At 72.5% G+C, this 23,899-nt stretch carries 19 protein-coding genes; 12 read left to right on the top strand and 7 right to left on the bottom strand.

Annotated features, from left to right (window positions below; all coding sequences use genetic code 11):
* The first annotated feature begins 97 nt into the window (after positions 1-97).
* The 4 genes from dut (at position 98) to ACFVQ3_RS14260 (ending at position 2,832) form a co-directional block, all read left to right on the top strand.
* Positions 98-601, top strand: a complete 504-nt coding sequence (gene dut, locus ACFVQ3_RS14275) for a dUTP diphosphatase (protein ID WP_387640236.1) — start codon at positions 98-100, stop codon at positions 599-601.
* Positions 602-750: 149 nt separating this feature from the next.
* The gene (locus ACFVQ3_RS14270) at positions 751-1,512 is read left to right on the top strand and encodes a DUF3710 domain-containing protein (protein ID WP_387640182.1); all 762 of its coding nucleotides are present in this window, start codon (positions 751-753) and stop codon (positions 1,510-1,512) included.
* Between the two features lie 2 nt (positions 1,513-1,514).
* Entirely contained in the window at positions 1,515-1,883 is a 369-nt protein-coding gene (locus ACFVQ3_RS14265; RefSeq protein ID WP_138824289.1) for an OB-fold nucleic acid binding domain-containing protein, read from the top strand.
* A 34-nt stretch (positions 1,884-1,917) separates the two neighbouring features.
* Positions 1,918-2,832 carry a DUF3159 domain-containing protein gene (locus ACFVQ3_RS14260; protein ID WP_387640179.1) on the top strand — a complete coding sequence of 305 codons (915 nt, stop codon included), beginning with the start codon at positions 1,918-1,920 and terminating at the stop codon, positions 2,830-2,832.
* A gap of 110 nt (positions 2,833-2,942) precedes the next feature.
* Here ACFVQ3_RS14260 and ACFVQ3_RS14255 read toward each other — a convergent pair whose 3' ends face one another.
* Both ACFVQ3_RS14255 and ACFVQ3_RS14250 read right to left on the bottom strand, forming a co-directional pair.
* Positions 2,943-3,656 carry a potassium channel family protein gene (locus ACFVQ3_RS14255; protein ID WP_387640177.1) on the bottom strand — a complete coding sequence of 238 codons (714 nt, stop codon included), beginning with the start codon at positions 3,654-3,656 and terminating at the stop codon, positions 2,943-2,945.
* Complete coding sequence (locus ACFVQ3_RS14250) at positions 3,656-4,309, bottom strand: potassium channel family protein (protein ID WP_387640233.1); 654 nt, start codon at positions 4,307-4,309, stop codon at positions 3,656-3,658. Before ACFVQ3_RS14250 ends, ACFVQ3_RS14255 begins: the two co-directional genes overlap by 1 nt.
* 161 nt (positions 4,310-4,470) lie before the next feature.
* On the opposite strand from ACFVQ3_RS14250, the gene ACFVQ3_RS14245 reads away from it, so the two are divergent.
* The 7 genes from ACFVQ3_RS14245 (at position 4,471) to ACFVQ3_RS14215 (ending at position 16,554) form a co-directional block, all read left to right on the top strand.
* On the top strand, positions 4,471-6,483 hold the full coding sequence (locus ACFVQ3_RS14245; protein ID WP_387640174.1) for an APC family permease: 2,013 nt from the start codon (positions 4,471-4,473) through the stop codon (positions 6,481-6,483).
* 124 nt (positions 6,484-6,607) lie between these two features.
* Entirely contained in the window at positions 6,608-7,885 is a 1,278-nt protein-coding gene (locus tag ACFVQ3_RS14240; protein ID WP_387640171.1) for a class I SAM-dependent RNA methyltransferase, read from the top strand.
* Positions 7,886-8,120: 235 nt separating this feature from the next.
* Positions 8,121-9,254, top strand: a complete 1,134-nt coding sequence (locus tag ACFVQ3_RS14235; RefSeq protein ID WP_387640168.1) for a glycosyltransferase — start codon at positions 8,121-8,123, stop codon at positions 9,252-9,254.
* A 72-nt stretch (positions 9,255-9,326) separates the two neighbouring features.
* On the top strand, positions 9,327-10,343 hold the full coding sequence (locus ACFVQ3_RS14230; protein WP_387640166.1) for a magnesium and cobalt transport protein CorA: 1,017 nt from the start codon (positions 9,327-9,329) through the stop codon (positions 10,341-10,343).
* A gap of 88 nt (positions 10,344-10,431) precedes the next feature.
* Positions 10,432-12,924 carry an HAD-IC family P-type ATPase gene (locus tag ACFVQ3_RS14225; protein WP_387640163.1) on the top strand — a complete coding sequence of 831 codons (2,493 nt, stop codon included), beginning with the start codon at positions 10,432-10,434 and terminating at the stop codon, positions 12,922-12,924.
* Between the two features lie 203 nt (positions 12,925-13,127).
* Complete coding sequence (gene acnA, locus ACFVQ3_RS14220) at positions 13,128-15,896, top strand: aconitate hydratase AcnA (protein WP_387640161.1); 2,769 nt, start codon at positions 13,128-13,130, stop codon at positions 15,894-15,896.
* A 220-nt stretch (positions 15,897-16,116) separates the two neighbouring features.
* Positions 16,117-16,554, top strand: coding sequence for a hypothetical protein (locus tag ACFVQ3_RS14215; protein ID WP_387640158.1), 438 nt, complete (start codon positions 16,117-16,119; stop codon positions 16,552-16,554).
* Here the strand turns inward: ACFVQ3_RS14215 and ACFVQ3_RS14210 are convergent.
* From ACFVQ3_RS14210 to ACFVQ3_RS14195, 4 genes are read right to left on the bottom strand one after another with little or no spacing between them, the layout of a single operon-like run.
* Positions 16,551-16,991: a DUF1801 domain-containing protein gene (locus ACFVQ3_RS14210; protein WP_387640155.1), complete on the bottom strand. Its 441-nt coding sequence runs from the start codon at positions 16,989-16,991 to the stop codon at positions 16,551-16,553. The genes ACFVQ3_RS14215 and ACFVQ3_RS14210 overlap by 4 nt on opposite strands.
* A 48-nt stretch (positions 16,992-17,039) precedes the next feature.
* Complete coding sequence (locus tag ACFVQ3_RS14205) at positions 17,040-17,948, bottom strand: aminoglycoside phosphotransferase family protein (RefSeq protein WP_387640152.1); 909 nt, start codon at positions 17,946-17,948, stop codon at positions 17,040-17,042.
* Entirely contained in the window at positions 17,948-18,673 is a 726-nt protein-coding gene (locus ACFVQ3_RS14200; protein WP_387640149.1) for an NUDIX hydrolase, read from the bottom strand. The genes ACFVQ3_RS14205 and ACFVQ3_RS14200 overlap by 1 nt, the downstream gene beginning before the upstream one ends.
* Positions 18,670-20,118 carry a GuaB1 family IMP dehydrogenase-related protein gene (locus ACFVQ3_RS14195; protein WP_387640146.1) on the bottom strand — a complete coding sequence of 483 codons (1,449 nt, stop codon included), beginning with the start codon at positions 20,116-20,118 and terminating at the stop codon, positions 18,670-18,672. Before ACFVQ3_RS14195 ends, ACFVQ3_RS14200 begins: the two co-directional genes overlap by 4 nt.
* A gap of 152 nt (positions 20,119-20,270) precedes the next feature.
* Between ACFVQ3_RS14195 and dxs the strand changes: the two genes are divergently transcribed.
* On the top strand, positions 20,271-22,178 hold the full coding sequence (dxs, locus tag ACFVQ3_RS14190) for a 1-deoxy-D-xylulose-5-phosphate synthase (RefSeq protein WP_387640143.1): 1,908 nt from the start codon (positions 20,271-20,273) through the stop codon (positions 22,176-22,178).
* A gap of 73 nt (positions 22,179-22,251) precedes the next feature.
* Here the strand turns inward: dxs and ACFVQ3_RS14185 are convergent, their stop codons facing one another.
* A complete protein-coding gene (locus ACFVQ3_RS14185) occupies positions 22,252-23,394 on the bottom strand; it encodes a glutamate--cysteine ligase (protein ID WP_387640141.1) in 1,143 nt (380 codons plus the stop codon).
* Positions 23,395-23,899: the final 505 nt, after the last annotated feature.

The following is a 23,899-nucleotide window of genomic DNA, read 5'->3' as shown; positions in this document are numbered from 1 at the left end:
GGCGGTGGTGGTCGTGCGTCCGGGGGAGCGGGAGCGAGAATGGGGCCCAGGGGTGTTCGCGGGGCCGCCCGCCGCGGACTAGGCTCTGCGGGTGCCCATCGACGAACCGGCGGCCCCGACCGCCCTCGCACCCGTGCCCGCCCGACCGGGCGACGTCGAGGTGCTGGTCCAGCTCCTCGACGACGTGACCCCCGTCCCCGCCTACGCCCACCCCGGCGACGCGGGCGCGGACCTCGTGACGACCGTGGACGTGGAGATCGCGCCGCAGGGCCGGGCCACCGTCCCGACCGGGCTCGCGATCGCGCTGCCCGACGGCTACGCCGCGTTCGTCCACCCCCGCTCGGGCCTCGCGGCCCGCCACGGCCTGACGATCGTCAACGCACCCGGGACGGTCGACGCGGGCTACCGCGGCGAGATCAAGGTGATCCTCCACAACACGGACCCGCAGACCCCGGTCGTGCTCCACCGGGGCGACCGCATCGCCCAGCTCGTGATCCAGAAGGTCGAGCACGCGCGTTTCCTGCAGGCCGAGCGGTTGCCCGGGTCGCACCGTGGCGAGGGCGGGTTCGGGTCGAGCGGCGGGTGGGTCGCCGCGCAGTGAGCCCCGCGACGCCGGGGTGTTCGCCCGTGGCCGAGGACGGTCACGCGGGCGGCGCAGCGGTCTAGGGTGGGAGGAGCAGGGTCGGTCCTGCCGTCCCGAACGAGCCGTGGTCGATGGTCGACGCGGCGAAGAGCTGAAGGAGAACGTCCGTGGGTTTGTTCCGGCGTAGTGCGTCGCAGAGCTCGAGCGACGAGGCGGTCGCCCCCGAGGGCTCCGGGACCGAGGAGACCGTGGAAGACGCGGTCGGCACCCCGGGAGGCCAGGCGCCGGTCGCGCCCGCGGCGGGCGCTCGTGGCCCGTTCGACTCCTCGCAGGTGAGCGAGCTCGGTGCCCGCGCGGACCTCGGAGCCATCTGGCTGCCGGGCGTCCCGGGCATGGAGCTGCGGATGGAGGTCGACAAGAAGACGCAGAAGATCACGGGGGCCGCTGTGGCGGTCAACGGTTCCGCGCTGCAGATCCAGGCCTTCGCGGCGCCCAAGACCATGGGCATCTGGGACGAGATCCGTGAGGAGATCGCCGAGTCCGTGCGTCAGCAGGGCGGGACGGTCGACGACATCCCGGGCTCGTTCGGTCGCGAGTTGCTCGCGAAGCTCCCGGCCACGGGCCCGGACGGTCAGAAGGGGTTCCGCGCGGCCCGCTTCGTCGGTGTCGACGGCCCGCGCTGGTTCCTGCGGGGTGTCCTGACGGGCAAGGCCGCGGCGGACCCGGAGGCGGCCCGGCTGCTCGAGTCGGTCTTCGCGAACATCGTCGTGGTCCGTGACCAGAACGCGCGCCCGCCCCGCGACCTTCTCGCGATGCACCTGCCCGGCCAGCCGCCGCGGCCCGCGGCCGCCGCTCCGGAGGGCGCCGCTCCCTCGCTCCCGACCTTCGACCCGCTCACGCGCGGGCCGGAGATCACCGAGAGGCGCTGACCATGACGCTGCGTCAGGCACTGCACTCCGTGCTGGCCTCCCAGGAGGAGATCGCCGCGGACGAGGAGCGGCACGACTCGGCCAGCCAGGTCGGGTGCTCGGCCGTCTCCGACCTCGCGAACCGCAAGCGTGCGACCGTCTCGGGCGTCATGCGCTCGGTCATCCTGCGCCCGCGCGAGGGCGTGCCCACGGTCGAGGCGGAGCTCTACGACGGGTCGGGCTCGCTCGACCTGGTGTGGCTCGGTCGTCGTCGCATCGCGGGCGTCGAGCCGGGACGTCGTGTCCGGGTCGAGGGTCTGGTCTGCGAGATCGCGGGCCGGCGCACCATGTTCAACCCCCGCTACGAGCTGCGCCCGCGCGCAGGCGAGTGAGTCCGTGACCCTTCCTGCCGGCGAGAGAGACGACATGACGCACGAGCCCTCCCGTGAGCGCGCCCCGATGGACCCCGCCCAGGAGGTGGAGGAGGTCGCCGAGGCGATCGACGACGTCGTCCCGCCGGACGAGGGGGCCGCGCGCGGTGTGCGCGCCCTGGCGGGGGAGTCGTTCTCGCTCGCCGAGACGATCGGCGGGGTGCGTGGGCTCGTGGAGTCGATGGCTCCCGGCCTCGTGTTCGTGGTCGTGTTCATCGCGACGGGCAACACGCTGCGGCCCGCGCTGATCGCGTCGGTCGCGGTCGCGCTCGTGGCCGTGGCGGCGCGCCTGGTCCAGCGTACGCCCGTGACGCAGGCGTTCGGGGGCTTCCTGGGTGTCGCGATCGGCGTGCTGTGGGCCTGGCGCTCGGGCGAGGCGCAGAACTACTACGCGGCGGGTCTCCTCACGAACGCGGCCTACCTGGTCGCGATGGCGGTCTCGGTGCTGGTCCGGTGGCCCGTGGTGGGCCTCGTCGTCGAGGCGCTGCGCAGCGGCTGGACGGACGGGGACAAGGTCAAGGCCGCGGTCGCGGCGAGCGACGTGCCCGACGGCGCCACGGCCTCGGGTGCGCACGTCCCCCCGGGGGAGAGGGCCGAGGGCGGCGCCGGCAGCGCCGCGGACGGCCAGGACGCGCCGGCTCCTGGCGCGTTCCGGGCGTGGGCCCAGCGCTGGCGCGGGGACGCGGCGCTCATGCGACGGTACGCGCTGGCGACGTGGCTGTGGGTCGGGATGTTCGCGCTGCGCCTGGCCGTCCAGGTGCCGCTGTTCATGGCCGGCGAGGACGCGGTCGCCTGGCTGGGCACGGCCCGCCTCGTGATGGGGATCCCGCTGTGGGCGCTGACCCTCTGGCTGACCTGGCTGCTGGTCCGTCGCCCGCACGCGGCGGAGCCGGTCCTCGAGAAGGGCTGAGCCCGAGCCCGAGCCCGGGCCCGGAGACGGGCCGAGCCCGCGGGCCGGCCCGGCGGGTCCGCCGGACCCGAGAAGGTCCGTGGAGCGCTGGCGCCGACCTCCGCCGTGGCTCAGACGGGCAGGCCGGTCGTCTCGTCGACGATCCCGGTGCCCTCGTCGGGCGACGGGTTGATCAGGACCCGCAGGAGCGCGGCCTCGTCGACGTCACGGCCCGTGACGATGAGCAGCTCGTCACCGACCTCGAGGGTGTCGTCGATGCTCGGTGCGATGGGCTGGGTCCCGCGGACGATCGCCGCGAGCACGGTGTCCAGGGGCCAGTCCACCTGACCGACGCGCGTGCCGATGAGCGGCGAGTCGGGTGGCAGCGTGAGCTCGAGGATGTCCGCGCCGGACTGGTGGAACGTGAAGATCCGGACCAGGTCGCCGACCGCGACGGCCTCCTCGACCATCGACGTCATGATGCGGGGCGTCGAGACCGCGACGTCGACGCCCCAGGACTCGTCGAACATCCACTCGTTCTTGGGGTTGTTGACGCGTGCGACGGTCCGCGGGACCCCGAACTCGGTCTTCGCGAGGAGCGAGACCACGAGGTTGACCTTGTCGTCGCCCGTGGCCGCGACGATCACGTCGCACTCGTCGACCTTCGCCTCGGCGAGGGTCGAGAGCTCGCACGCGTCCGCGAGGAGCCAGTCGGCGTCGGCCACCTGCGCGACGCGCATCGCGGCGGGCTGCTTGTCGATGATCATGACCTCGTGGTCGTGGCTGAGCAGCTCACGGGCGATCGAGCGCCCGACCGAGCCCGCTCCGACGATGACGACGTGCATCAGTTCTCCTCGATCTTGGGGGCGTGCGTGAGGAGGCGCTCGACCGTGGGTGCGTCCGCGGCGCGCATGAGCACGTGCAGCACGTCGTTCTCCTGCAGGACGGTGCCGGGGGTCGCGAGGACGCCCTCGCCGAACCGGCCCAGGAACGCGACCCGCGCCCCGGTCGCGGCCTCGATCGTCGCCACGGAACGCCCGACCCACTCGGGGTGGAAGTCGGTCTGTGCGAGCCGGACCTGCCCGGAGGGGTCGCGGTACTCGTCGGTCGCGCCGAGGGGCAGCATCCTGCGCAGCACCTGGTCGGAGGTCCACCGGACGGTCGCGACGGTCGGGATGCCGAGGCGCTGGTAGATCTCGGCGCGGTGCGGGTCGTAGATGCGGGCCACGACGTTGTCGACGCCGTACGTCTCGCGGACCACGCGCGCGGCGAGGATGTTGGAGTTGTCTCCGTCGGAGACCGCCGCGAACGCGTAGGCGTCCTCGATCCCCGCCTGGATCAGGGTGTCCCGGTCGAATCCCAGGCCCGTCACCTTCTTGCCGGAGAACTCCGCGGACAGCCGTCGGAAGGCGTCGGGGTTCTGGTCGACCACGGCGACCGAGTGGCCGCGGTTCTCGAGAGACTGGGCGAGGGTGGCGCCGACACGGCCACATCCCATGATCACGAAGTGCACGGACGAAACGCTACCGCGCGCCCGTCCTGTGCAGGTACAGATCGTGGCCCGACGGCGGGTCCGAGCGGGACGCAGCATCCCTCCGCCGAGATTCGCCAGGGCGGTCGAGGGGTCAACGGCTCCTGGAGGGCCTAGCATGGGCCAACGTGTCGGATATCGCTGATGCCGCCAAACGCCTGCTGCTCGGACGTCCCGTCCGCAGCGACGACTTGGGGCACACCCTCCTGCCGAAGCGCATCGCGCTGCCGGTGTTCGCCTCGGACGCGCTCTCCTCGGTGGCGTACGCCCCCGACGAGATCCTCCTGACCCTGTCGATCGCGGGCCTCGCGGCCACGACGATCTCCCCGTGGGTGGGTCTCGCGGTCGTCGTGGTCCTGCTGACCGTGGTCGCTTCGTACCGCCAGAACGTGCACGCCTACCCGTCGGGCGGCGGTGACTACGAGGTCGCCACGGTCAACCTCGGCCCCACGGCCGGCGTCAGCGTCGCCTCGGCGCTCATGGTCGACTACGTCCTCACGGTGGCCGTGTCGATCTCCTCGGGAGCCCAGTACGCGGCCGCAGCCATGCCGTTCCTGCGGGGCCACGAGGCGGCGTTCGCGATCACGCTCGTGATCCTCCTGGCGCTGGTCAACCTCAGGGGGGTCAAGGAGTCCGGGTCGTTCTTCGCGATCCCGGTGTACCTGTTCATGTTCGCGATCGGGATGACGGCCGTGGTCGGCTTCGTCCGGTACGCCACGGGGACCCTGCCCATGGCCGAGAGCGCGTCCTACCAGCTCGTCGCCGAGAGCCACTTCGACCAGGGGCTGACCGGGATCGCGGGAGCGTTCCTGGTCGCCCGGGCGTTCGCGTCGGGCTGTGCCGCGCTCACGGGCGTCGAGGCCATCAGCAACGGCGTCCCAGCCTTCAAGAAGCCCAAGTCCCGCAACGCGGCCACGACGCTCGCGCTGCTCGGCACGATCTCGGCCTTCATGATCATGGCGATCCTCTTCCTCGCGCAGAAGACCGGCGTGCACTTCGCCGAGAACCCCGCCGAGCAGCTCACGATCGACGGTCAGCCGGTACCCGCCGACTTCGTGCAGGACCCGGTGATCGGCCAGCTCGCGCAGGCCATCTTCCAGGGCTTCCCGATCGCCTTCTACCTCGTGGCCGCGGTGACGGGGCTGATCCTCGTCTTCGCCGCGAACACGGCGTTCAACGGCTTCCCGGTGCTGGGCTCGATCCTGGCCAAGGACGGCTACCTCCCGCGTCAGCTCCACACGCGCGGCGACCGGCTCGCCTTCTCGAACGGGATCGTGACCCTCGCCGTCGCGGCGATCGCGCTGATCTGGGCCTTCGACGCGCAGGTCACGCGACTGATCCAGCTCTACATCGTCGGCGTCTTCGTGTCCTTCACGCTCTCGCAGCTCGGCATGATCAAGCACTGGACGCGCGAGCTGCGCACGACCCCGGACCCGCGCTTCCGCACCAAGATGAAGCGGTCCCGCGTCGTCAACGCGATCGGCTTCGGCATGACGGGCACGGTCCTGGTCATCGTGCTGCTGACCAAGTTCACGCACGGCGCGTGGATCGCGATCCTCGCGATGGGCGTCGTGTTCGTGCTCATGCGGGCGATCCGCAAGCACTACGACTCGGTGAGCGAGGAACTCACGCTCGGGGAGGACCCGGCCGCGGCACGAGCGCTGCCGAGCCGTGTCCACGCGCTCGTCCTGGTCTCCAAGCTGCACAAGCCGACCATGCGGGCGCTGGCCTACGCCCGCGCGTCTCGCCCCTCTGTCCTGGAGGCCGTGACGGTCGGCGTCGACCCCGAGGAGGTCGCCGAGTTCACGGCCGAGTGGGAGGCGCTCGACCTCCCGGTCCCGCTGCGTGTCCTCGACTCGCCGTACCGCGAGATCACGCGACCGATCCTGTCCTACGTGCGCTCGATCCGCCGGGAGAGCCCGCGCGACCTCGTCGTCGTCTACATCCCCGAGTACGTCGTGGGGCACTGGTGGGAGCACCTGCTGCACAACCAGAGCGCCCTGCGGCTCAAGGGCCGGCTCCTGTTCACCCCCGGCGTGGTCGTGGCGTCGGTACCGTGGCAGCTGTCGTCGACCAAGGGGCAGACGGGGCTCGAGAAGGAGAACTTCGCGGCTCAGCAGCGGATCAACCGCCGCTACTGAGCAGGTCCCGGGGGAGCCCGCGCCGCGGTGGCGTCCGCCGGTGCGCCGAGAACGTGTGCGGTCCCACGCCCGGTGGGTGAACGGTCCGGAGCCCGGAGCGGTTCGCGTCCGGGATACTAGGGGGGTGTCTGAAACCCTGAACCCCACGTCCAACGTCCCCGAGCCTCAACCTCTGGTCGAGCTCGAGGTCGGACCTGTCGCGCACGGCGGCCACTGCGTCGCGCGACTCGACGGGCGCGTCGTCTTCGTCCGGCACGCGCTGCCGGGCGAGCGGGTGCTGGCCCGGATCACCGACGACGGGGAGGACGCGAAGTTCTGGCGCGCCGACGCCGTCGAGGTCCTCGAGGCGTCCGAGGACCGTGTCCCTGCGGCCTGGCCGGCCGCAGGGCCCGGGGGAGCGGGCGGCGGCGAGCTCTCGCACGTGTCCCTGCCCGCGCAGCGCCGGTGGAAGGCCGCCGTCCTCGAGGAGCAGCTCAAGCGCCTAGCCGGCCTTGACCTTCAGGTAGAGGTTGAAGGTGCTCCCGGGGACGACGAGCGCGGAGGCCTGGGCTACCGCACCCGCATCGACCTGGTCGCCGACGACGAGGGCCGTGCGGGGATGCGCGTGTTCCGCTCGCACGACGTCGTCCCGCTCGACGAGATGCCGCTCGCGACACCGGAGGTCACGGCCCTCGCCGAGGCCGAGGAGGTCTTCACGCGCCGCTGGCGTCCGGGGACGAGGCTCGAGCTCGTCGCCCCCGCGGGCGGCGCCGACCCGATCCTGCTCGTGGACGGTGTCGTCTGGCACGCGGGTCACATCGACCGTCGCCCGCACGCTCGCCGCGCGGTCACCGAGACCGTGACGGTCGCGGGCACCGAGCACTCCTACCGTGTCGCGGCCGACGGCTTCTGGCAGGTCCACCGCGAGGCGCCCGCGCTGCTCGCGGAGGCCGTGCTGCGGGCCGCCGGACCGCTCGACGAGGCGACTGTGGTCGACCTGTACTCGGGTGCAGGCCTCTTCACGCTGCCGCTCGCCGACGCCGTCGGCGAGACGGGGCGGGTCGTGGCGATCGAGGGCGACGAGCGCGCCGTCAAGGACGCCCGCCGCAACGCGTTCGAGAAGCCGCAGGTCGAGCTGCACCACGGCCCGGTCGAGAAGGTGCTCGCGGCCAAGGACCACGCCGCGCCGACGGCCGACGTCGTGGTCCTCGACCCCCCGCGCACCGGCGCGGGCCGCAAGGTCGTCGACGCGGTCGCCGCGCTCCAGGCCCCTCGCGTGGTCTACGTCGCGTGCGACCCCGCCGCCCTCGCGCGCGACATCGCCTACTTCGCCAAGCACGGGTACACGGTCGAGTCGGTCACCGGGTACGACCTGTTCCCCCACACCCACCACGTCGAGGCGGTCGCGGTCCTCACGCGGTGAGCCTAGGGGGCTCCGCGGCCCCTGACCTGTACCTTCGTGCGGACGGCCCGCCGAGACGTCCCCACGGCGTCGCGAGCGTGGCCGGTCCGCGCGGGGCCCGTCCCGGCCTGCCGCGGGTCGAGCGACGCACGGACGGCTCCTGGGCGACGGGCGCTCGCCTGTCGCCCGTGCCCATCTCGGGAGACGATGGGTTGACGTGCCGGGTCCCGCCGGCCTGATGAGCAGAAGAGGGCGCATGCAGGTCACCGTGGTGGTTCCGACGTTCAACGAGGGGCCGAACGTCGGCGAGCTCGTGCGTCGCCTCGGCGACGCGGTCGAGGGGTTCGACGCGGAGGTGCTGTTCGTCGACGACTCGCGCGACGAGACCCCCGACGAGATCCGGCACGTGGCGACGACCTCGCGGGTGCCCGTGCGGCTGCTGCACCGGGACGAGCCGGTCGGGGGGCTGAGCGGTGCGGTGGTCGAGGGGCTGCGTGCCGCGCACGGTGAGTGGGTCGTCGTGATGGACGGGGACCTGCAGCACCCGCCGGAGATGGTCCCGGTGCTCCTGGAGACCGCCCGGGAGACCACGGCGGACGTCGTGGTCGCCTCGCGCTACGTCGGGGGCGGCGACGCGGGCGGGCTCGACGGCCGCTGGCGGCACCTCGTGTCGACCGCGTCGTCGCTGCTGGCCCGGTCGATGTTCCCGGTGCGGCTGCGGAACGTCACCGACCCGATGACGGGGTTCTTCGCGGTGCGCACCGCGTCGATCGACCTGGCGGGCCTGCGCCCGCGGGGCTTCAAGATCCTGCTGGAGATCCTGGCGCGCAACAAGGTCGAGGTCGTCGAGGAGCCCTTCGTCTTCGGGGAGAGGTTCGCCGGCGAGTCCAAGGCGACGTTCGCGAACGGGCTGCGGTACCTGCAGCAGCTCACGGCGCTGCGGTTCGGTCGGCTGTCGACGTTCGCGCTGGTCGGGGCGTTCGGGGCGGTGATGAACCTGGCGATCATGTGGGGCCTGGAGCAGTTCGGGGTCCACTACATGCCTGCCGCGGTGGTCTCGGCCGCGGTCACGATCGTCATGAACTTCCTGCTCCTCGAGCACTTCGTCTTCCACGACCTGCGCTCGGAAGGGCGCAGCGTGTGGAAGCGCGCGGCGCAGTCCTTCACGTTCAACGGCATCGAGGCCGCGGTCCGCCTGCCTTTCCTGCACTGGCTGGTGGTCCTCACCGGCATGCCACCGGTCCTGGCGCAGGCCCTGACGCTGGTCGTCGCGTTCCTCCTGCGCTTCGTCTTCCACGCCCAGGTCGTCTACCGGCCGCGCAAGGACGCCCCGGACCGCGTCACCCCGTTGACTGGCGAACCGACGGGGACGACGCGCGACGAGGAGTAGGGCCCGGCCGCCCGCCTGTCATGATGGTCGCCGCGCACCGGACGGACGCGACCGACCCGAGGAGTGACAAGCATGGGCATCGTCGACAACGCGGTCTACGTCGACGGGCGGCGCACGGCCAACCCGTCGAGCCTCGAGGAGACGTTCGAGACGCTGCGGGAGCGGCACGGGCTCGCGTGGATCGGCCTCTACCGTCCGAGCGAGGCCGAGATCCGGGCGGTCGCCGACGAGTTCTCGTTGCACCACCTCGCGGTCGACGACGCGATCGCGGCCCACCAGCGGCCCAAGCTCGAGCGCTACGACGACAACCTCTTCGTGGTCCTGCGACCGGCCCGCTACCTGGACGCCGAGGAGCGCGTCGAGTTCGGTGAGCTGCACGTCTTCGTCGGGCCCGACTACGTCGTGACGGTCCGCCACGCCGAGTCCCCGGACGTGGGGGCGGTCCGCCGTCGCCTGGAGGCGACGCCCGCGCTCCTGCGTCTCGGGCCGGAAGCGATCCTCTACGCCGTGCTCGACCAGGTCGTCGACGAGTACGCCCCGGTGGTCGCCGGTCTGCAGAACGACATCGACGAGATCGAGGACCAGCTGTTCAGCGGCGACCCTGCCGTCTCCCGACGGATCTACGAGCTCTCGCGCGAGGTCATCGCCTTCCAGCGGGCCACGCACCCGGTCGTCGGCATCCTCCAGGCGCTCGAGCGCGGCTCCGAGAAGTACGGCGTCGACATCGAGCTCCAGCGCAACCTGCGCGACGTGCTCGACCACTCGCTGCGCCTCGCGGAGCAGGCCGACTCGTTCCGGGTGCTCCTGCAGAACGCGCTCATGGTCCAGGCCACGCTCGTCGCGCAGCACCAGAACGAGGAGATGCGCAGGCTCTCCGAGACGAGCCTCGCGCAGGGCGAGGAGGTCAAGAAGATCTCGTCCTGGGCGGCGATCCTGTTCGCGCCCACGCTCGTGGGCACGATCTACGGCATGAACTTCGCGCGGATGCCCGAGCTGGACTGGGTCTACGGGTACCCGCTCGCGATCCTCGCGATGGTCGCCATGGGGTTCACGCTGTACGCGATCTTCAAGCGGCACCGGTGGTTGTGACGTCCGCGCGCGATCGGACAGCCGGCCCCGGCACCCGGTCGGCCGGCCTCGACAGGGCAGTGCGCCCACCGGCGGGCACAATCGAGGGGTGAGCAGCCTCGCCGACGACGACACGTCCGCGACCGGGCCCGTGGGCCCGGCGGACGCTCCGCCGTCGGGCCCAGGGACGCTCCCCGGCGACGTGAGCGCCCCGCACGACGGGGGACCCGGGCTGAGCGCGCACGAGGTCGAGGCGCGCGTGGCCGCCGGGCAGACCAACCGGACGACCCGCTCGACGTCGCGCTCGCTGGCCGCGATCCTGCGGTCCAACGTCTTCACGCTCTTCAACCTGATCCTCGCGGTCGCCGTGACGCTCGTGCTCCTCACGGGCCGGTGGCCCGACGCGGTCTTCGGGTTCGTGGTCGTGGTCAACGCGGGGATCGGGATCGTGACCGAGTACCGCGCCAAGCGCACGCTCGACCGGCTCTCGATCCTCACCGCGCCCTTCGCCCGGGTCGTGCGGGACGGGGGCGAGGAGCAGGTCGCGCTCGACGACGTGGTCCTGGACGACGTGCTGCTCGTCGGCACGGGGGACCAGGTCCCGGCCGACGCGGTGGTGCTCGACGTCACGGGCCTCGAGGTCGACGAGTCCATGCTGACGGGGGAGTCGCGCCCCGTGCACAAGGCCGTGGGCGACGAGGTGCTGTCCGGGTCGGCGGTCGTCGCGGGGGCCGCGGTGTGCCGTGTCGTGCGCGTGGGCGAGGAGGGGTACGCGCAGCGCATCACGTCCGAGGCCAAGAAGTTCTCGGTCGTGCGCTCGGAGCTGCGCGAGGGCGTCGACAAGATCCTCAAGGTCGTCTCGTTCGGGATCGTGCCGATCTCGTTGCTGCTGTTCTGGAGCCAGCTCAACTACACGGGCGGCGTGCGCGAGTCGATCGCGGACGGGACGTGGCGTGACGGCGTCGTCGCTGCGGTCGCGGGCGTCGTCGGGATGATCCCCGAGGGGCTCGTCCTGCTCACCTCGCTCAACTTCGCGATCGCGGCGACGCTCCTCGCTCGCCAGAAGGTCCTCGTGCAGGAGCTGCCCGCGGTAGAGATCCTCGCGCGCGTCGACGTCCTGTGCCTCGACAAGACCGGGACCCTGACGGACGGGCACGTCGCCCTGACCGCGTTGCACCCCCTCGCTGCCGTCGAGGGCGCGCGCGAGGCGCTCGCCGCGCTCGCGGCCGACCCGGACGGCAACGCCACGTCCAAGGCGCTCGCCGACGGGCTGTCCGGCACCCTGCCCGCAGAGGTGGAGGACTCCGTCCCGTTCTCCTCGGCGCGCAAGTGGAGCGCCGTGCTGACCGGTGCGGGGGCCTTCGTGCTGGGCGCTCCCGAGATCCTGCTCGCCGGGCGCTCGGACGGGGCGGCGACGACCGCGCTCGCCGAGGTCCGCGAGGCCGCGGGCACGGGGGCGCGCGTGGTCCTGCTCGCCCGCGCCCCGACCGGGCTCCCGACGGCCGAGGCGCCGCTCCCGCCCGACCTCGCCCCCGCGCTGCTCGCCGTCCTGGGGGAGCGCATCCGTCCCGACGCCGCGCAGACGCTCGAGTACTTCCGGCGCCAGGGGACACGGGCCAAGGTCATCTCGGGCGACAACCCCGACACCGTCGCGGCGATCGCGACCTCGGTCGGCCTGCACGGCGAGGGGGTCCCGGTCGAGGGACTCGACGCGCGCGAGCTCCCGACCGACCCCGACGAGCTCGCCGAGGTCGTCGGGGTGCACGACGTGTACGGGCGCGTGACGCCCGAGCAGAAGCGCGCGATCGTGCACGCGCTTCAGTCGCGCGGCCACGTGGTCGGCATGACGGGGGACGGCGTCAACGACGCCCTGGCGCTCAAGGACGCGGACCTCGGGATCGCGATGGGCAACGGCGCGCCCGCGACCAAGGCCGTGGCGCGCGTCGTGCTGGTCGACGGGCGGTTCGCGACGCTTCCCGGGGTCCTGGGGCAGGGGCGCCGGGTCATGGCGAACATGGAGCGGGTCGCGAGCCTGTTCCTCGCCAAGACGACGTACGCGGCGATCCTGGCGGTGGCGGTCGTGCTGCTCGTGTGGCCCTACCCGTTCCTGCCCCGGCACATGACGCTCGCGGGCACGCTCACGATCGGCGTCCCCGCGTTCTTCCTCGCGCTGCCGCCCAACGACCGGCGCTACCTCGCAGGTTTCCTGCGGCGCGTGCTGAGCTTCGCGATCCCGGCGGGCGTGGTGATCGGGGCCGTGATCCTGACCGTGCACGGGTACCTGCGGCCGCTCGTGGGCACGGACGACGCGCGCTCGGCCGCGACGCTCGTGCTCGTCGGGGTGTCGTTGTGGATCGTGGGCATCCAGGCCCGCCCGCTCAACGGGTGGAAGGTCGCGCTGATCGCGGCGCTCGCGGCCTGCGCGGTGCTCGCGGTCGCGGTCCCGTGGGTGCGGGACTTCTTCGCGCTCCAGGTCCCGACGGCGCAGGAGGCGGTGGTCGTCGCGGTCGCCGTGGTCGTGGGCTGGGTCGCGATCGAGGCCGTGTACCGGGTGCTCACGCCACGGCTCGCGGGAGCGTCCACGCGCCGGTCGATATCTTGACGTCAAGATAAATGCGGTATGCTGTGTGTCGGCGACATTTCGGTGCGTCGCCCGGCCCGGCGTACGCTGGGCAAAGCCCCCAGAACCATCTTGATCGTCATCCGACGACCTGCCGTGCCGGGCGCACGGCGCGGGCCGCAGAGCCCGCGCGGTGCCCCGGCCGCGGCGGTCGTCATCACCCTCGCCAGGTAGAAGGAGCAACCGTGAGCAGCGTCGACACGTTCGGGTCGAAGGGAACACTGGAGGTCGGTGAGAACTCGTACGAGATCTTCCGTCTCTCTGCGGTAGAAGGCGCCGAGCGCCTCCCGTACAGCTTGAAGATCCTCGCGGAGAACCTCCTGCGCACCGAGGACGGCGCCAACATCACGGCGGACCACGTACGTGCCATCGCCGCCTGGGACCCCGATGCGCAGCCCGACACCGAGATCCAGTTCACGCCGGGTCGCGTCATCATGCAGGACTTCACGGGCGTCCCCTGCGTCGTGGACCTCGCGACCATGCGTGAGGCCGTCGCGGACCTCGGCGGCGACCCGTCGCGCATCAACCCGCTCGCGCCCGCCGAGATGGTCATCGACCACTCGGTGCAGATCGACGTCGCGGGTCGCCGCGACGCGTTCGAGCGCAACGTCGAGTTCGAGTACCAGCGCAACCACGAGCGCTACCAGTTCCTGCGCTGGGGCCAGACGGCGTTCGACGACTTCAAGGTCGTCCCCCCGGGCACCGGCATCGTCCACCAGGTCAACATCGAGTACCTGGCCCGCACGGTCATGACGCGCACCGTGAGCACTGCCGGCGGCGACGTCTTGAGGGCCTACCCCGACACCTGCGTCGGCACCGACTCGCACACGACCATGGTCAACGGCCTGGGCGTGCTCGGCTGGGGCGTGGGCGGCATCGAGGCCGAGGCCGCGATGCTCGGCCAGCCCGTCTCGATGCTCATCCCGCGCGTCGTCGGCTTCAAGCTGAGCGGCCAGATCCCCTCGGGCGTCACCGCGACCGACGTCGTCCTCACGATCACGCAGATGCTGCGCCAGCACGGCGTCGTCGGCAAGTTCGTCGAGTTCTATGGCGCCGGTGTCGCGGCCGTGCCGCTGGCCAACCGCGCCACGATCGGCAACATGAGCCCCGAGTTCGGCTCGACCGCCGCGATCTTCCCGATCGACTCGGTCACGGTCGACTACCTGCGCCTGACGGGCCGCTCCGAGGAGCAGCTCGCGCTCGTCGAGGCCTACGCCAAGGAGCAGGGCCTCTGGCTCGACCCGACCGACCCGAGCTACGTCGAGCCGGTCTTCTCCGAGTACCTCGAGCTCGACCTCTCGACGGTCGTCCCCTCGATCGCCGGCCCCAAGCGCCCGCAGGACCGCATCGAGCTGTCGAACGCCAAGTCGGCGTTCGCGCGCGACCTGCCGACCTACGCCCCCGAGGTCATCGACGTGGTCGACGAGGCCGAGAAGGAGTCCTTCCCGGCCTCCGACTCGCCCGCGGTCCACGCCAACGGCCGCCGCACCGTGCCTGTCACGGACACCAACGGCAAGCAGTTCGACCTGTTCCACGGCGCGGTCGCGATCGCCTCGATCACGTCGTGCACCAACACGTCGAACCCGTCCGTGATGCTCGCCGCGGCGCTGCTCGCGAAGAAGGCCGTCGAGAAGGGCCTGGAGGCCAAGCCGTGGGTCAAGACCTCCATGGCACCGGGCTCGCAGGTCGTCACGAACTACTACGAGAAGGCGGGCCTGTGGCCCTACCTCGAGAAGCTCGGCTTCCACCTCGTGGGCTACGGCTGCGCGACCTGCATCGGTAACTCGGGCCCGCTCGACGAGAAGGTCTCCGAGGCCGTCAACGAGCACGACCTGTCGGTCGTCTCGGTGCTCTCGGGCAACCGCAACTTCGAGGGGCGCATCAACCCCGACGTGAAGATGAACTACCTGGCCTCCCCGCCGCTGGTCATCGCGTACGCCCTCGCAGGCACCATGGAGTTCGACTTCGAGCACGACCCGCTGGGTCGCAACGAGGACGGCTCGCCGATCTTCCTGCGCGACATCTGGCCCACGCCGGAAGAGGTCCAGGCGACGATCGACTCCTCGATCGACCGCGCGATGTTCACCAAGGACTACGCGGACGTCTTCACGGGTGACGAGCGCTGGCGCGCCCTGTCGACCCCCGAGGGCAACACGTTCGAGTGGGACCAGCAGTCCACCTACGTGCGCAAGCCCCCGTACTTCGAGGGCATGTCGGCGCAGCCGTCGCCGGTCACCGACATCTCGGGCGCCCGCGTGCTGGCGAAGCTGGGCGACTCGGTCACGACCGACCACATCAGCCCTGCCGGGTCCATCAAGGCGGACTCGCCGGCCGGCGTGTACCTGGCCGAGCATGGCGTCGAGCGTCGCGACTTCAACTCCTACGGCTCGCGCCGCGGGAACCACGAGGTCATGATCCGTGGCACGTTCGCGAACATCCGTCTGCGCAACCAGCTCCTCGACAACGTCGAGGGCGGCTTCACGTTCAACTTCGTGAAGAACGCTCAGGACACGATCTACGACGCCGCACAGGACTACGCCGCGGCCGGCACGCCGCTCGTCATCCTGGGTGGCAAGGAGTACGGCTCCGGGTCGTCGCGCGACTGGGCCGCGAAGGGCACCGCGCTCCTGGGCGTCAAGGCCGTCATCACCGAGAGCTTCGAGCGCATCCACCGCTCGAACCTGATCGGCATGGGCGTCCTGCCCCTGCAGTTCCCGGCCGGGGAGTCCGCGGGCTCGCTGGGACTGGACGGGACCGAGACGTTCGACATCTCGGGCGTCACGGTCCTCAACGAGGGCGCCACGCCGTCCACGGTCAAGGTCACCGCGACCAAGGCCGACGGCACGTCGGTCGAGTTCCACGCCGTGGTGCGCATCGACACCCCCGGAGAGGCCGACTACTACCGCAACGGCGGCATCCTGCAGTACGTGCTGCGCTCGCTCGTCAACGACTGACGAGGCTCCGTCGCGGGGGCGGCGTCGCCGGGCCCGGGATTCTTCCCGGCTGCCCGACGGCGCCGCGCACCCCGCGCAGGACGCATGACGACGGGGCGTCCCACCTTCCGAGGTGGGGCGCCCCGTCGTCGTGCATCACGCGTGCGTGCTCGGCCCTCGTGAGAGGAGGGCGACGCCGTCGAGAGCTCCTGCCGAGGGCCGGTGTCGCGAGGAGGTCGAGATGGTGGGAAGGATCGTCGTCGCCGTCGTCCTGGTCACGGTCGTGACGGCGGGGCTCGCCCGCGTCGGGATGAGGCTCGTGGCGCAGGCGGCCGACCAGGACGTGCACCTGGGACTGACGGGCACCGCGGGCATCGCGTTCCTGTTCCTGCTGGCTGCGGTCGGCGGGGCCGTCTCCGGTGCGGTGCGCTGGTCCCAGCCGTGGCGGACGCTGCCCGCAGCGGTCGGGTCGGCGCTCCTGCTGGTGGCGGCTGCGTCGATCGGGGCGAGCGAGGTGTCGTCGGCGCTGTCTGCTCCTGGCGGGTCGACGCTCCCGGTGCTCGCGGCGACGGCAGCGATCCTCGTGGCGGCGCTGGCCTGCCCCGTGGCCGCGTGGAGGCTCGGGGCCCGCGCGCGGCGCCGTGGCGACGTGCCCGGTGCCTCGGGGCCGACCGGCTAGGACTCGCGTGCCCGCTGCGTGAACGTTCCTGCGGTCACGGCCGCGTACGAGCGGCGCACGATCTCCTCCAGGACGTCGAGGTCGTTCGTCGACAGGTCCTTGAGGTACACGCACACGAGGCTCGAGGTGTGCGGGCCGAGGCGATCCAGCAGCTCCTGGTGCGCGGCCGTGCCGTCGGGCAGGTACACCGTGGACGCGGCCTTGCGCGGTGAGAACCCGGCCGCCCCCGCGTCGCCCTGGCGTCCGCTCGCGTACTCGTAGTGGTACTGGCCGAACCCGATGATCGACGGCCCCCACATCACGGGCGGCTCTCCCGTGACGCGCTGCATGAGCGCGACGAGCGTGTCCGCGTCGCGGCGGCGGACCCTGTGGGTCACGGTCGCGAGGAACGCGTCCACGTCGCCGTCGTGCGGGCGGGTCTTGTTGTCCGTGGCCATGCGAGCCAGTATCTCGCGGCAGGGCGCCGAGCGCCCGGGCCGGCCTCCTCAGCCGTCGCCGAGCACCTGCGCGAGGGTGTGCGCGCCGAGGTCCGCGAACGCCGGGTCGTCGTCGGAGTGCGCTGCGAACGCCGTGCCCAGGACCAGGGCCCAGGCGCGGGCCCGCTCCCACGTCGCGTGGTCGGTGCCGCAGCGGGCCGTCACGGCCTCGCGGAACGTGCGACGACCCGCGGCGTCGAACGTGATCCAGGCGGTCGCGAGGTCGGTGGCGGGGTCACCGCTCGTCATGTCCCCGAAGTCGACCACCGCGCCGAGCCGGTGGCCGCCGGGCGCGAGCACCAGGTTCGCCGGGTGCAGGTCGCCGTGCAGCCACAGCGCCGGACCGTCCCAGGCGGGGACCTCGACGAGTCGGCTCCACAGCGCGAGGAGAGCGCCGTCGTCGGGCACCTGGCCCGACGTGAGGCGCTCGCGGACCGACTCGTCACGCGCGGCCAGGGGGACGCCGCGGAACGGGTTGACGGGCGCCTCGGGCGGGGCGGGGACGTGCAGGGCCGCGAGGAAGGCGGCGAGGTCGCGCGCGAGCGTGCGGCGCAGCGCGCGGTCGACCGCGAGGGCGCTCAACCCGTCGAACCACGGGACGACGCTCCACGACCAGGGGAAGGCCGGACCCGCGGAACCGTCGGAGGGGAGCCCGACGCGGACCGGGGTCGGCACCGGGACGGGAAGGTGCGCCGCGAGGCCCGGCAGCCACTCCTGCTCGTGGCGCACGAGCTCCGCGGCGGCCTCGCGGCGCGGGACCCGCACGGCCAGGTCCTCGCCCAGGCGCAGCACGACGTTGTCCCAGCCGTTCGCGACGACCTCCAGGGGCAGGTCGGCCAGGTCGGGGTGCTGCGCGGCGAGCAGGGACCGCACGAGGTCGGTCGTGACGTCGACCTCGGCAGGGGGCCGGAGCGCCACTAGAGCGGCACCTCGACGGTGCGGCCCCGGTCCCACGGCTCGGCCCAGCCCAGCCGGTCCAGGAGCGCGTCCAGGATCGCGCCCGTGAAGCCCCACACGAGGTGCTCGCGCCCGTCCGCGGACACCAGGAAGGCCGGGCTCCTGTGCGTGTCCCGCCCCCGGCGCACGACGGCGGTGCGCCGGTTCGCGGGATCCGTCAGGTCGGCCACGGGGACCCGGAAGACGTGCGCCGACTCGGCCGAGTCGACCACCGCGACGGGTGTGGGCCGCGCCCACCATCCCAGGACAGGTGTCACGAGATGGTTGCTCACGGGCAGGGGGAGCGGGGACAAGGTCCCCAGGACCTCGACCCCGTCCCGGTCGAGCCCGGTCTCCTCGACGGCCTCGCGCAGGGCGGCGTCGACCAGGTCCGCGTCCGTGTCGTCGAGCCGCCCCCCGGGGAACGAGACCTGCCCCGGGTGGTGGCTCAGCGTCGAGGCCCGGGCGAGCAGCAGCACGTCGAGGTCCGCCGCGACCGGGAGCGGCGCCGCGCCCGGTCCGGGCGTGTCACGAGCCGCCGCGACGTCGTCGAGCACCCCGAACAGGACCAGGACCGCGGCCGCCCGCACGCGCGACTCGTCGAGCGTGCCGATCGCGTAGCGCCACGGGCGCGGCCACGGTGCGCCGTCCCGGGCGAGGGCCGCGAGGTCGGCGCGGGCCGACCTCGCGGACGGGGGCACCGTCACCAGCCCGCGGGCAGCGGGCGCCCCTCCTCGTACCCGGCAGCCGACTGGATGCCGACCACGGCGCGCTCGGCGAACGACGTGAGCGAGTCCGCCCCCGCGTACGTGCACGAGCTCCGCAGCCCCGAGGTGATCTCGTCGATCAGGTCCTCGACGCCCGGGCGGGCCGGGTCGAGGTACATGCGCGAGGACGAGATGCCCTCCTCGTACAGCCCCTTGCGGGCCTGCTGGAACGGCGAGCCGCCCGCGGTGCGCGCTGCGACGGCCCGAGCCGAGGCCATGCCGAAGGACTCCTTGTAGAGGCGGCCCGTGCCGTCGTCGTGCAGGTCGCCCGGGGACTCGTGCGTCCCCGCGAACCAGGACCCGATCATGACCTGGGACGCGCCCGCCGCGAGGGCCAGGGCGACGTCGCGCGGGTGGCGCACCCCGCCGTCGGCCCACACGTGCTTGCCCAGCTCGCGCGCGGCCTCGGCGCACTCGAGGACCGCGGAGAACTGCGGGCGGCCAACGGCCGTCATCATGCGGGTCGTGCACATTGCGCCCGGGCCGACCCCGACCTTGACGATGTCCGCACCCGCGGCCACGAGGTCGCGCACGCCCTCGGCCGTCACGACGTTGCCCGCCACGATCGGGACCTGCGGGTCGAGCGAGCGCACGGCCTCGAGGGCCTGGAGCATCTTGACCTGGTGGCCGTGGGCCGTGTCGACCACGAGGACGTCGGCGCCTGCGGCGAGGAGCTCGGCGGCCTTGGCCTTGACGTCGCCGTTGATGCCGACGGCCGCGGCGATCCGCAGCCGGCCCGCGTCGTCCAGGGCGGGGGAGTAGACGCTCGACCGCAGCGCGCCGCGACGCGTCAGGACGCCCACGAGCCGCCCGTCGCGCACGACCGGTGCGACCTTGCGGCGCGAGCGGTGGAGCTCGTCGAACGCGGCCTCGAGGCCGCCGGCGCCCGTGACCACGGACGCCTCGACGACCTGCGGCTGGGCGGACATGACCTGGCGGACCTGCGTGAAGCGGTCCACGCCGAGGCAGTCGGCCTCGGTGACGACGCCGACGGGGCGGTCGCCCTCGAGGACCACCGCCGCACCGTGCGACCGCTTGCCGATGAGCGTCAGGGCGGTGTGCACCGTGTCCGTGGGGGAGACCACGACCGGGGTCTCGATGACCGGGTCCTTGCTCTTGACGTCGGCGATCACGTCCGCGACCACGTCGGTCGGCACGTCCTGCGGGATCACGACGATCCCGCCGCGCCGCGCGACCGTCTCGGCCATGCGCCGACCCGCGACCGCCGTCATGTTCGCCACGACGAGCGGGATCGTGGTGCCCGTGCCGTCGTCGGACGACAGGTCGACGTCGAAGCGCGACGTGATCTCGGAGCGGGACGGGACGAGGAACACGTCGCCGTAGGTCAGGTCGGTGGTGGGCCGCTGGCCCGGCAGGAAGCGCACCACAGCAGTCTACGGAGGGATTCGCGAGGGGGCGGGCGGATCGGGTGCCCAGCACGTGCAGAGGTCGTGACCAGCCCTTTCCGGGCGCGAGCACCCCGCCTGACGGCCTAGAGTTGTCGGGCTAGTCGAATGGCAGGCGGAACGGAGCGGTTATGACCCTGTTGAGCAGCATCACGTCCCCGGAGGACCTTCGGCGACTGACCCCCCAGCAGGTGGAGACCCTCGCCGCGGAGATCCGCGAGTTCCTCGTGTCCGCCGTCTCCCGCACGGGCGGGCACCTCGGGCCGAACCTCGGCGTCGTCGAGCTGACGCTCGCGATGCACCGGGTCTTCGACTCGCCCAAGGACTCGTTCGTGTTCGACACGGGCCACCAGTCGTACGTGCACAAGCTGCTCACGGGCCGCCAGGACTTCTCCGCGCTGCGCAAGCGCGACGGCATGTCGGGGTACCCGAGCCGCGCCGAGTCTCCTCACGACATCGTCGAGAACTCGCACGCGTCGACCGCGCTGAGCTGGGGCGACGGGATCGCCAAGGCCAACGTGGTCCGCGGCCTGCGCGACCGGCACGTCGTCTCGGTCATCGGCGACGGCGCGCTCACGGGCGGCATGGCCTGGGAGGCGCTCAACAACATCGCCGAGAGCCAGGACCGCCGCCTGGTCATCGTCGTCAACGACAACGGCCGCTCCTACTCGCCGACCATCGGCGGCATGGCGCACCACCTGTCGACCCTGCGCACCACGCGCGGGTACGAGAACTTCCTCGACTGGGGCAAGCGCACGCTCTCGCGCTCGGGAGCGCCCGGTCGCTTCGCGTACGAGTGGCTCCACGGGCTCAAGAAGGGCCTCAAGGACGTCGTCGCACCCCAGGGCATGTTCGAGGACCTGGGCATCAAGTACATCGGCCCGGTCGACGGCCACGACATCGAGGCGCTCGAGCACGCGTTCGTCCGGGCCCGCTCGTACGGCGCGCCCGTGATCGTGCACGTCATCACCGAGAAGGGCCGCGGGTACACCCCGGCCGAGCAGGACGTCGCCGACCGCTTCCACGCGGTGGGCCAGATCCACCCCGAGACCGGGCTGCCCGTCGCGCCCTCGCGCTTCGGGTGGACCTCGGTCTTCGCCGACGAGATCGTCAGGATCGGGCGCCGCCGCCCCGACGTCGTCGCGATCACCGCGGCCATGTTGCACCCCGTGGGCCTCGCGCCGTTCGCCGAGGCGTTCCCCGAGCGCACGTTCGACGTCGGCATCGCCGAGCAGCACGCCGCGACCTCGGCCGCGGGCATGGCCTTCGCGGGACTGCACCCGGTCGTCGCGGTCTACGCGACCTTCCTCAACCGTGCGTTCGACCAGGTCCTCATGGACGTGGCGCTGCACAAGGCGGGCGTCACGTTCGTCCTGGACCGTGCCGGCATCACGGGCGAGGACGGCGCGAGCCACAACGGCATGTGGGACATGGCCATGCTGCGCATCGTGCCGGGCCTGCACCTGGCCGCGCCGCGCGACGAGCCGACGCTGCGCGACGCCCTGCGCCACGCGGTCGACATCGACGACGCGCCGTCGGTCGTGCGCTACCCCAAGGGGGCGGTCGTCGAGCCGATCCCCGCGATCGAGACCCTCGACGGCGTCGACGTCGTCGCGCGCCACGACGCCGTGCCGGCCAAGAAGTCCGCCGGGTCGGGCGCCACGACCCGGAAGGTGCTCCTCGTGGGTGTCGGGTCCATGACCGGCACCGCGATGGCGGCCGGTGAGGCGCTCGCGGCGCACGGGGTCGACGTCACGGTCGTGTCGCCCACCTGGGTCCTGCCCATGCCCTCGGCGCTCGTGAAGCTCACGGGCGAGCACGATCTGGTGGTCACGATCGAGGACGGCCTGGCCGACGGCGGCGTGGGCTCGCTCCTGGGGCAGCGTGCGGTCGAGGCCGGGGTCACGGTGCCGGTCGTCCCCCTGGGGCTGCCGACGGTCTTCCTCGACCACATGTCGATCGACCAGGTCAAGGCCACGCACCGCCTCACGGCGCAGGACGTCACGCGCGACGCGCTCACGGCGCTCGCGCTGCTCTGACCCCCGCGAGGTCGGGGGAGGCACGAGGGGCGCGGACCGCACGGTCCGCGCCCCTCGTGCGTGGGCAGGGGCCTCAGGCCAGCGTCGCCTGCGCGGCGCGCTCGACCACGGCGCGCAGGTCGCCCGAGCCCGCGTACCACGTCCGCTGACGTCCGGCGCCGCCGCCGGTCGACCACAGCCTCCCGAGCAGGTCGGTCACGGCGTCGAGGTCGCCCGCGTCGACGAGCGCCTCGCGCACGTGCGTCACGAGCTGGCCCACGACGTCGTGCGCGGTCGCGGGCCTCCAGGTGAGCGGTGAGACGAGGTCGCCCGAGATCCCGGATCGACCGGCCCGCCAGGAGGCGGTGCGCAGGAGCTCGGGGTGGAGCATGGGCGCGGAGGTGCCGGCGTCGGCCTCGCGCGCCGCGGTCTCGACGAGCCCGCGGGCCAGGGCCGCGAGGAGGGTCGCGGTGTCGGCGTCGAGGCACACGTCCGCGACGCGGATCTCGACGGTCGGGTAGGACGCGGACAGCCGGGCGTCGAAGTAGATCATCGCGGTGTCCAGGATCGTGCCCGTGGCGACCAGGGCGTCGACCGTGGCGCGGTACGCCTCGGGCGTGCCGAACGACGGGGCGGGACCCGCCGTCGGCCACCGCGACCACACCTGGGACCGGAAGCTCGCGTACCCGCTGTCCTCGCCCTGCCAGTACGGCGAGTTGGCGCTCAGTGCGAGGAGCGGGGCGAGCCAGGGGCCGATGCGGTCGAGGACCGCGACGCCCTCGGTGTCCGAGGAGACCGAGACGTGCACGTGGCAGCCGCCCGTGAGCTGCTCACGCGCCGTGAGGCCGAACGCGGCGCGCGCCTCGAGGTAGCGCAGCTTCCCCACGGTCGTGGGGGAGACGGGCACGGGCGACGTGCCGAGCGCCACGATGCGCGCGTCGCGCTGCTCGGCGGCCTTGTTGGCCCGGATGCGCCCGTCGCGGATCTCCTGGGCGAGGTCGGACAGGTCCGCGCAGGGGTGCGTGCCGGTCTCGAGCTGCTCCTCCATGAGCTCGAGCTCGAGGTCGCCGCCGGGCGCGTCGTCGGGCCGGTCCGGGCGTGAGCCGCCCGACGCACCGAGCCCTCCCTCGGTGACCTCGGTGGTGCCGGACGACTCGATGACCTCGGTCGCGACGGCGGTGGGGATGCCGTCGGGACCGACGAGGAGGAACTCCTCCTCGACTCCCATGGTTCGCATCGAGGCAGTCTCACACGCCTGGTGCGCGCTTCGCACGCAGGGAGCGCGTCGGGCGGCCGCCGCACCCCGTTCTCGTGGCGCCCGACGGCGGAGCGCGGCGTTGGGCGCTCGGGGCGAGCGGTGAGGTGGTCGCCCCGTGCATAGAGGGGTCGAGGCGTGTCGGACAGCTCGCCTGGAGATGCCGCTCGTCGCGGCCCCGGACCCGGTCCCGGGCCGTGACGGGCGGCATCTGGCGTGCCCGGCGGGCTCGCCACCGCGCGGACCGCGCCGTAGGTGCACGGGTGCGCCGTCGCCCGTAGGGTGAGGCTTTTCGGTGGAACGGGGAGAGATGCGGATCGCCGGTCGTCCCGCAAGGGACCTTGGTCCCGAAGAAGGGGTCTAAAGACTCCCACGAAAAGGTCATGTGAAGACCGTCACAAGGTGGAATGAAGTCGCTTAGATGCATGTTGAAAGTCGTAGAAGGGTTGGAATTCCGCCATTCTCGAGACGTCGGACCGTGTTTCGG

The sequence above is a fragment of the Oerskovia sp. NPDC057915 genome (assembly GCF_042887685.1).
In the GTDB taxonomy this organism is placed as follows: domain Bacteria; phylum Actinomycetota; class Actinomycetes; order Actinomycetales; family Cellulomonadaceae; genus Oerskovia.
This window is presented reverse-complemented; position numbering and strand designations above follow the sequence as displayed.

Coding starts and splice junctions, on each gene's coding strand:
- ACFVQ3_RS14260 (WP_387640179.1), top strand. CDS start 1,918: ATGACGCACGAGCCCTCCCGTGAGCGCGCCCCGATGGACCCCGCCCAG.
- ACFVQ3_RS14185 (WP_387640141.1), bottom strand. CDS start 23,394: ATGCGAACCATGGGAGTCGAGGAGGAGTTCCTCCTCGTCGGTCCCGAC.
- ACFVQ3_RS14235 (WP_387640168.1), top strand. CDS start 8,121: ATGCAGGTCACCGTGGTGGTTCCGACGTTCAACGAGGGGCCGAACGTC.
- ACFVQ3_RS14230 (WP_387640166.1), top strand. CDS start 9,327: ATGGGCATCGTCGACAACGCGGTCTACGTCGACGGGCGGCGCACGGCC.
- dxs (WP_387640143.1), top strand. CDS start 20,271: ATGACCCTGTTGAGCAGCATCACGTCCCCGGAGGACCTTCGGCGACTG.
- ACFVQ3_RS14250 (WP_387640233.1), bottom strand. CDS start 4,309: ATGGGATGTGGCCGTGTCGGCGCCACCCTCGCCCAGTCTCTCGAGAAC.
- ACFVQ3_RS14215 (WP_387640158.1), top strand. CDS start 16,117: ATGGTGGGAAGGATCGTCGTCGCCGTCGTCCTGGTCACGGTCGTGACG.
- ACFVQ3_RS14210 (WP_387640155.1), bottom strand. CDS start 16,991: ATGGCCACGGACAACAAGACCCGCCCGCACGACGGCGACGTGGACGCG.
- ACFVQ3_RS14265 (WP_138824289.1), top strand. CDS start 1,515: ATGACGCTGCGTCAGGCACTGCACTCCGTGCTGGCCTCCCAGGAGGAG.
- ACFVQ3_RS14255 (WP_387640177.1), bottom strand. CDS start 3,656: ATGCACGTCGTCATCGTCGGAGCGGGCTCGGTCGGGCGCTCGATCGCC.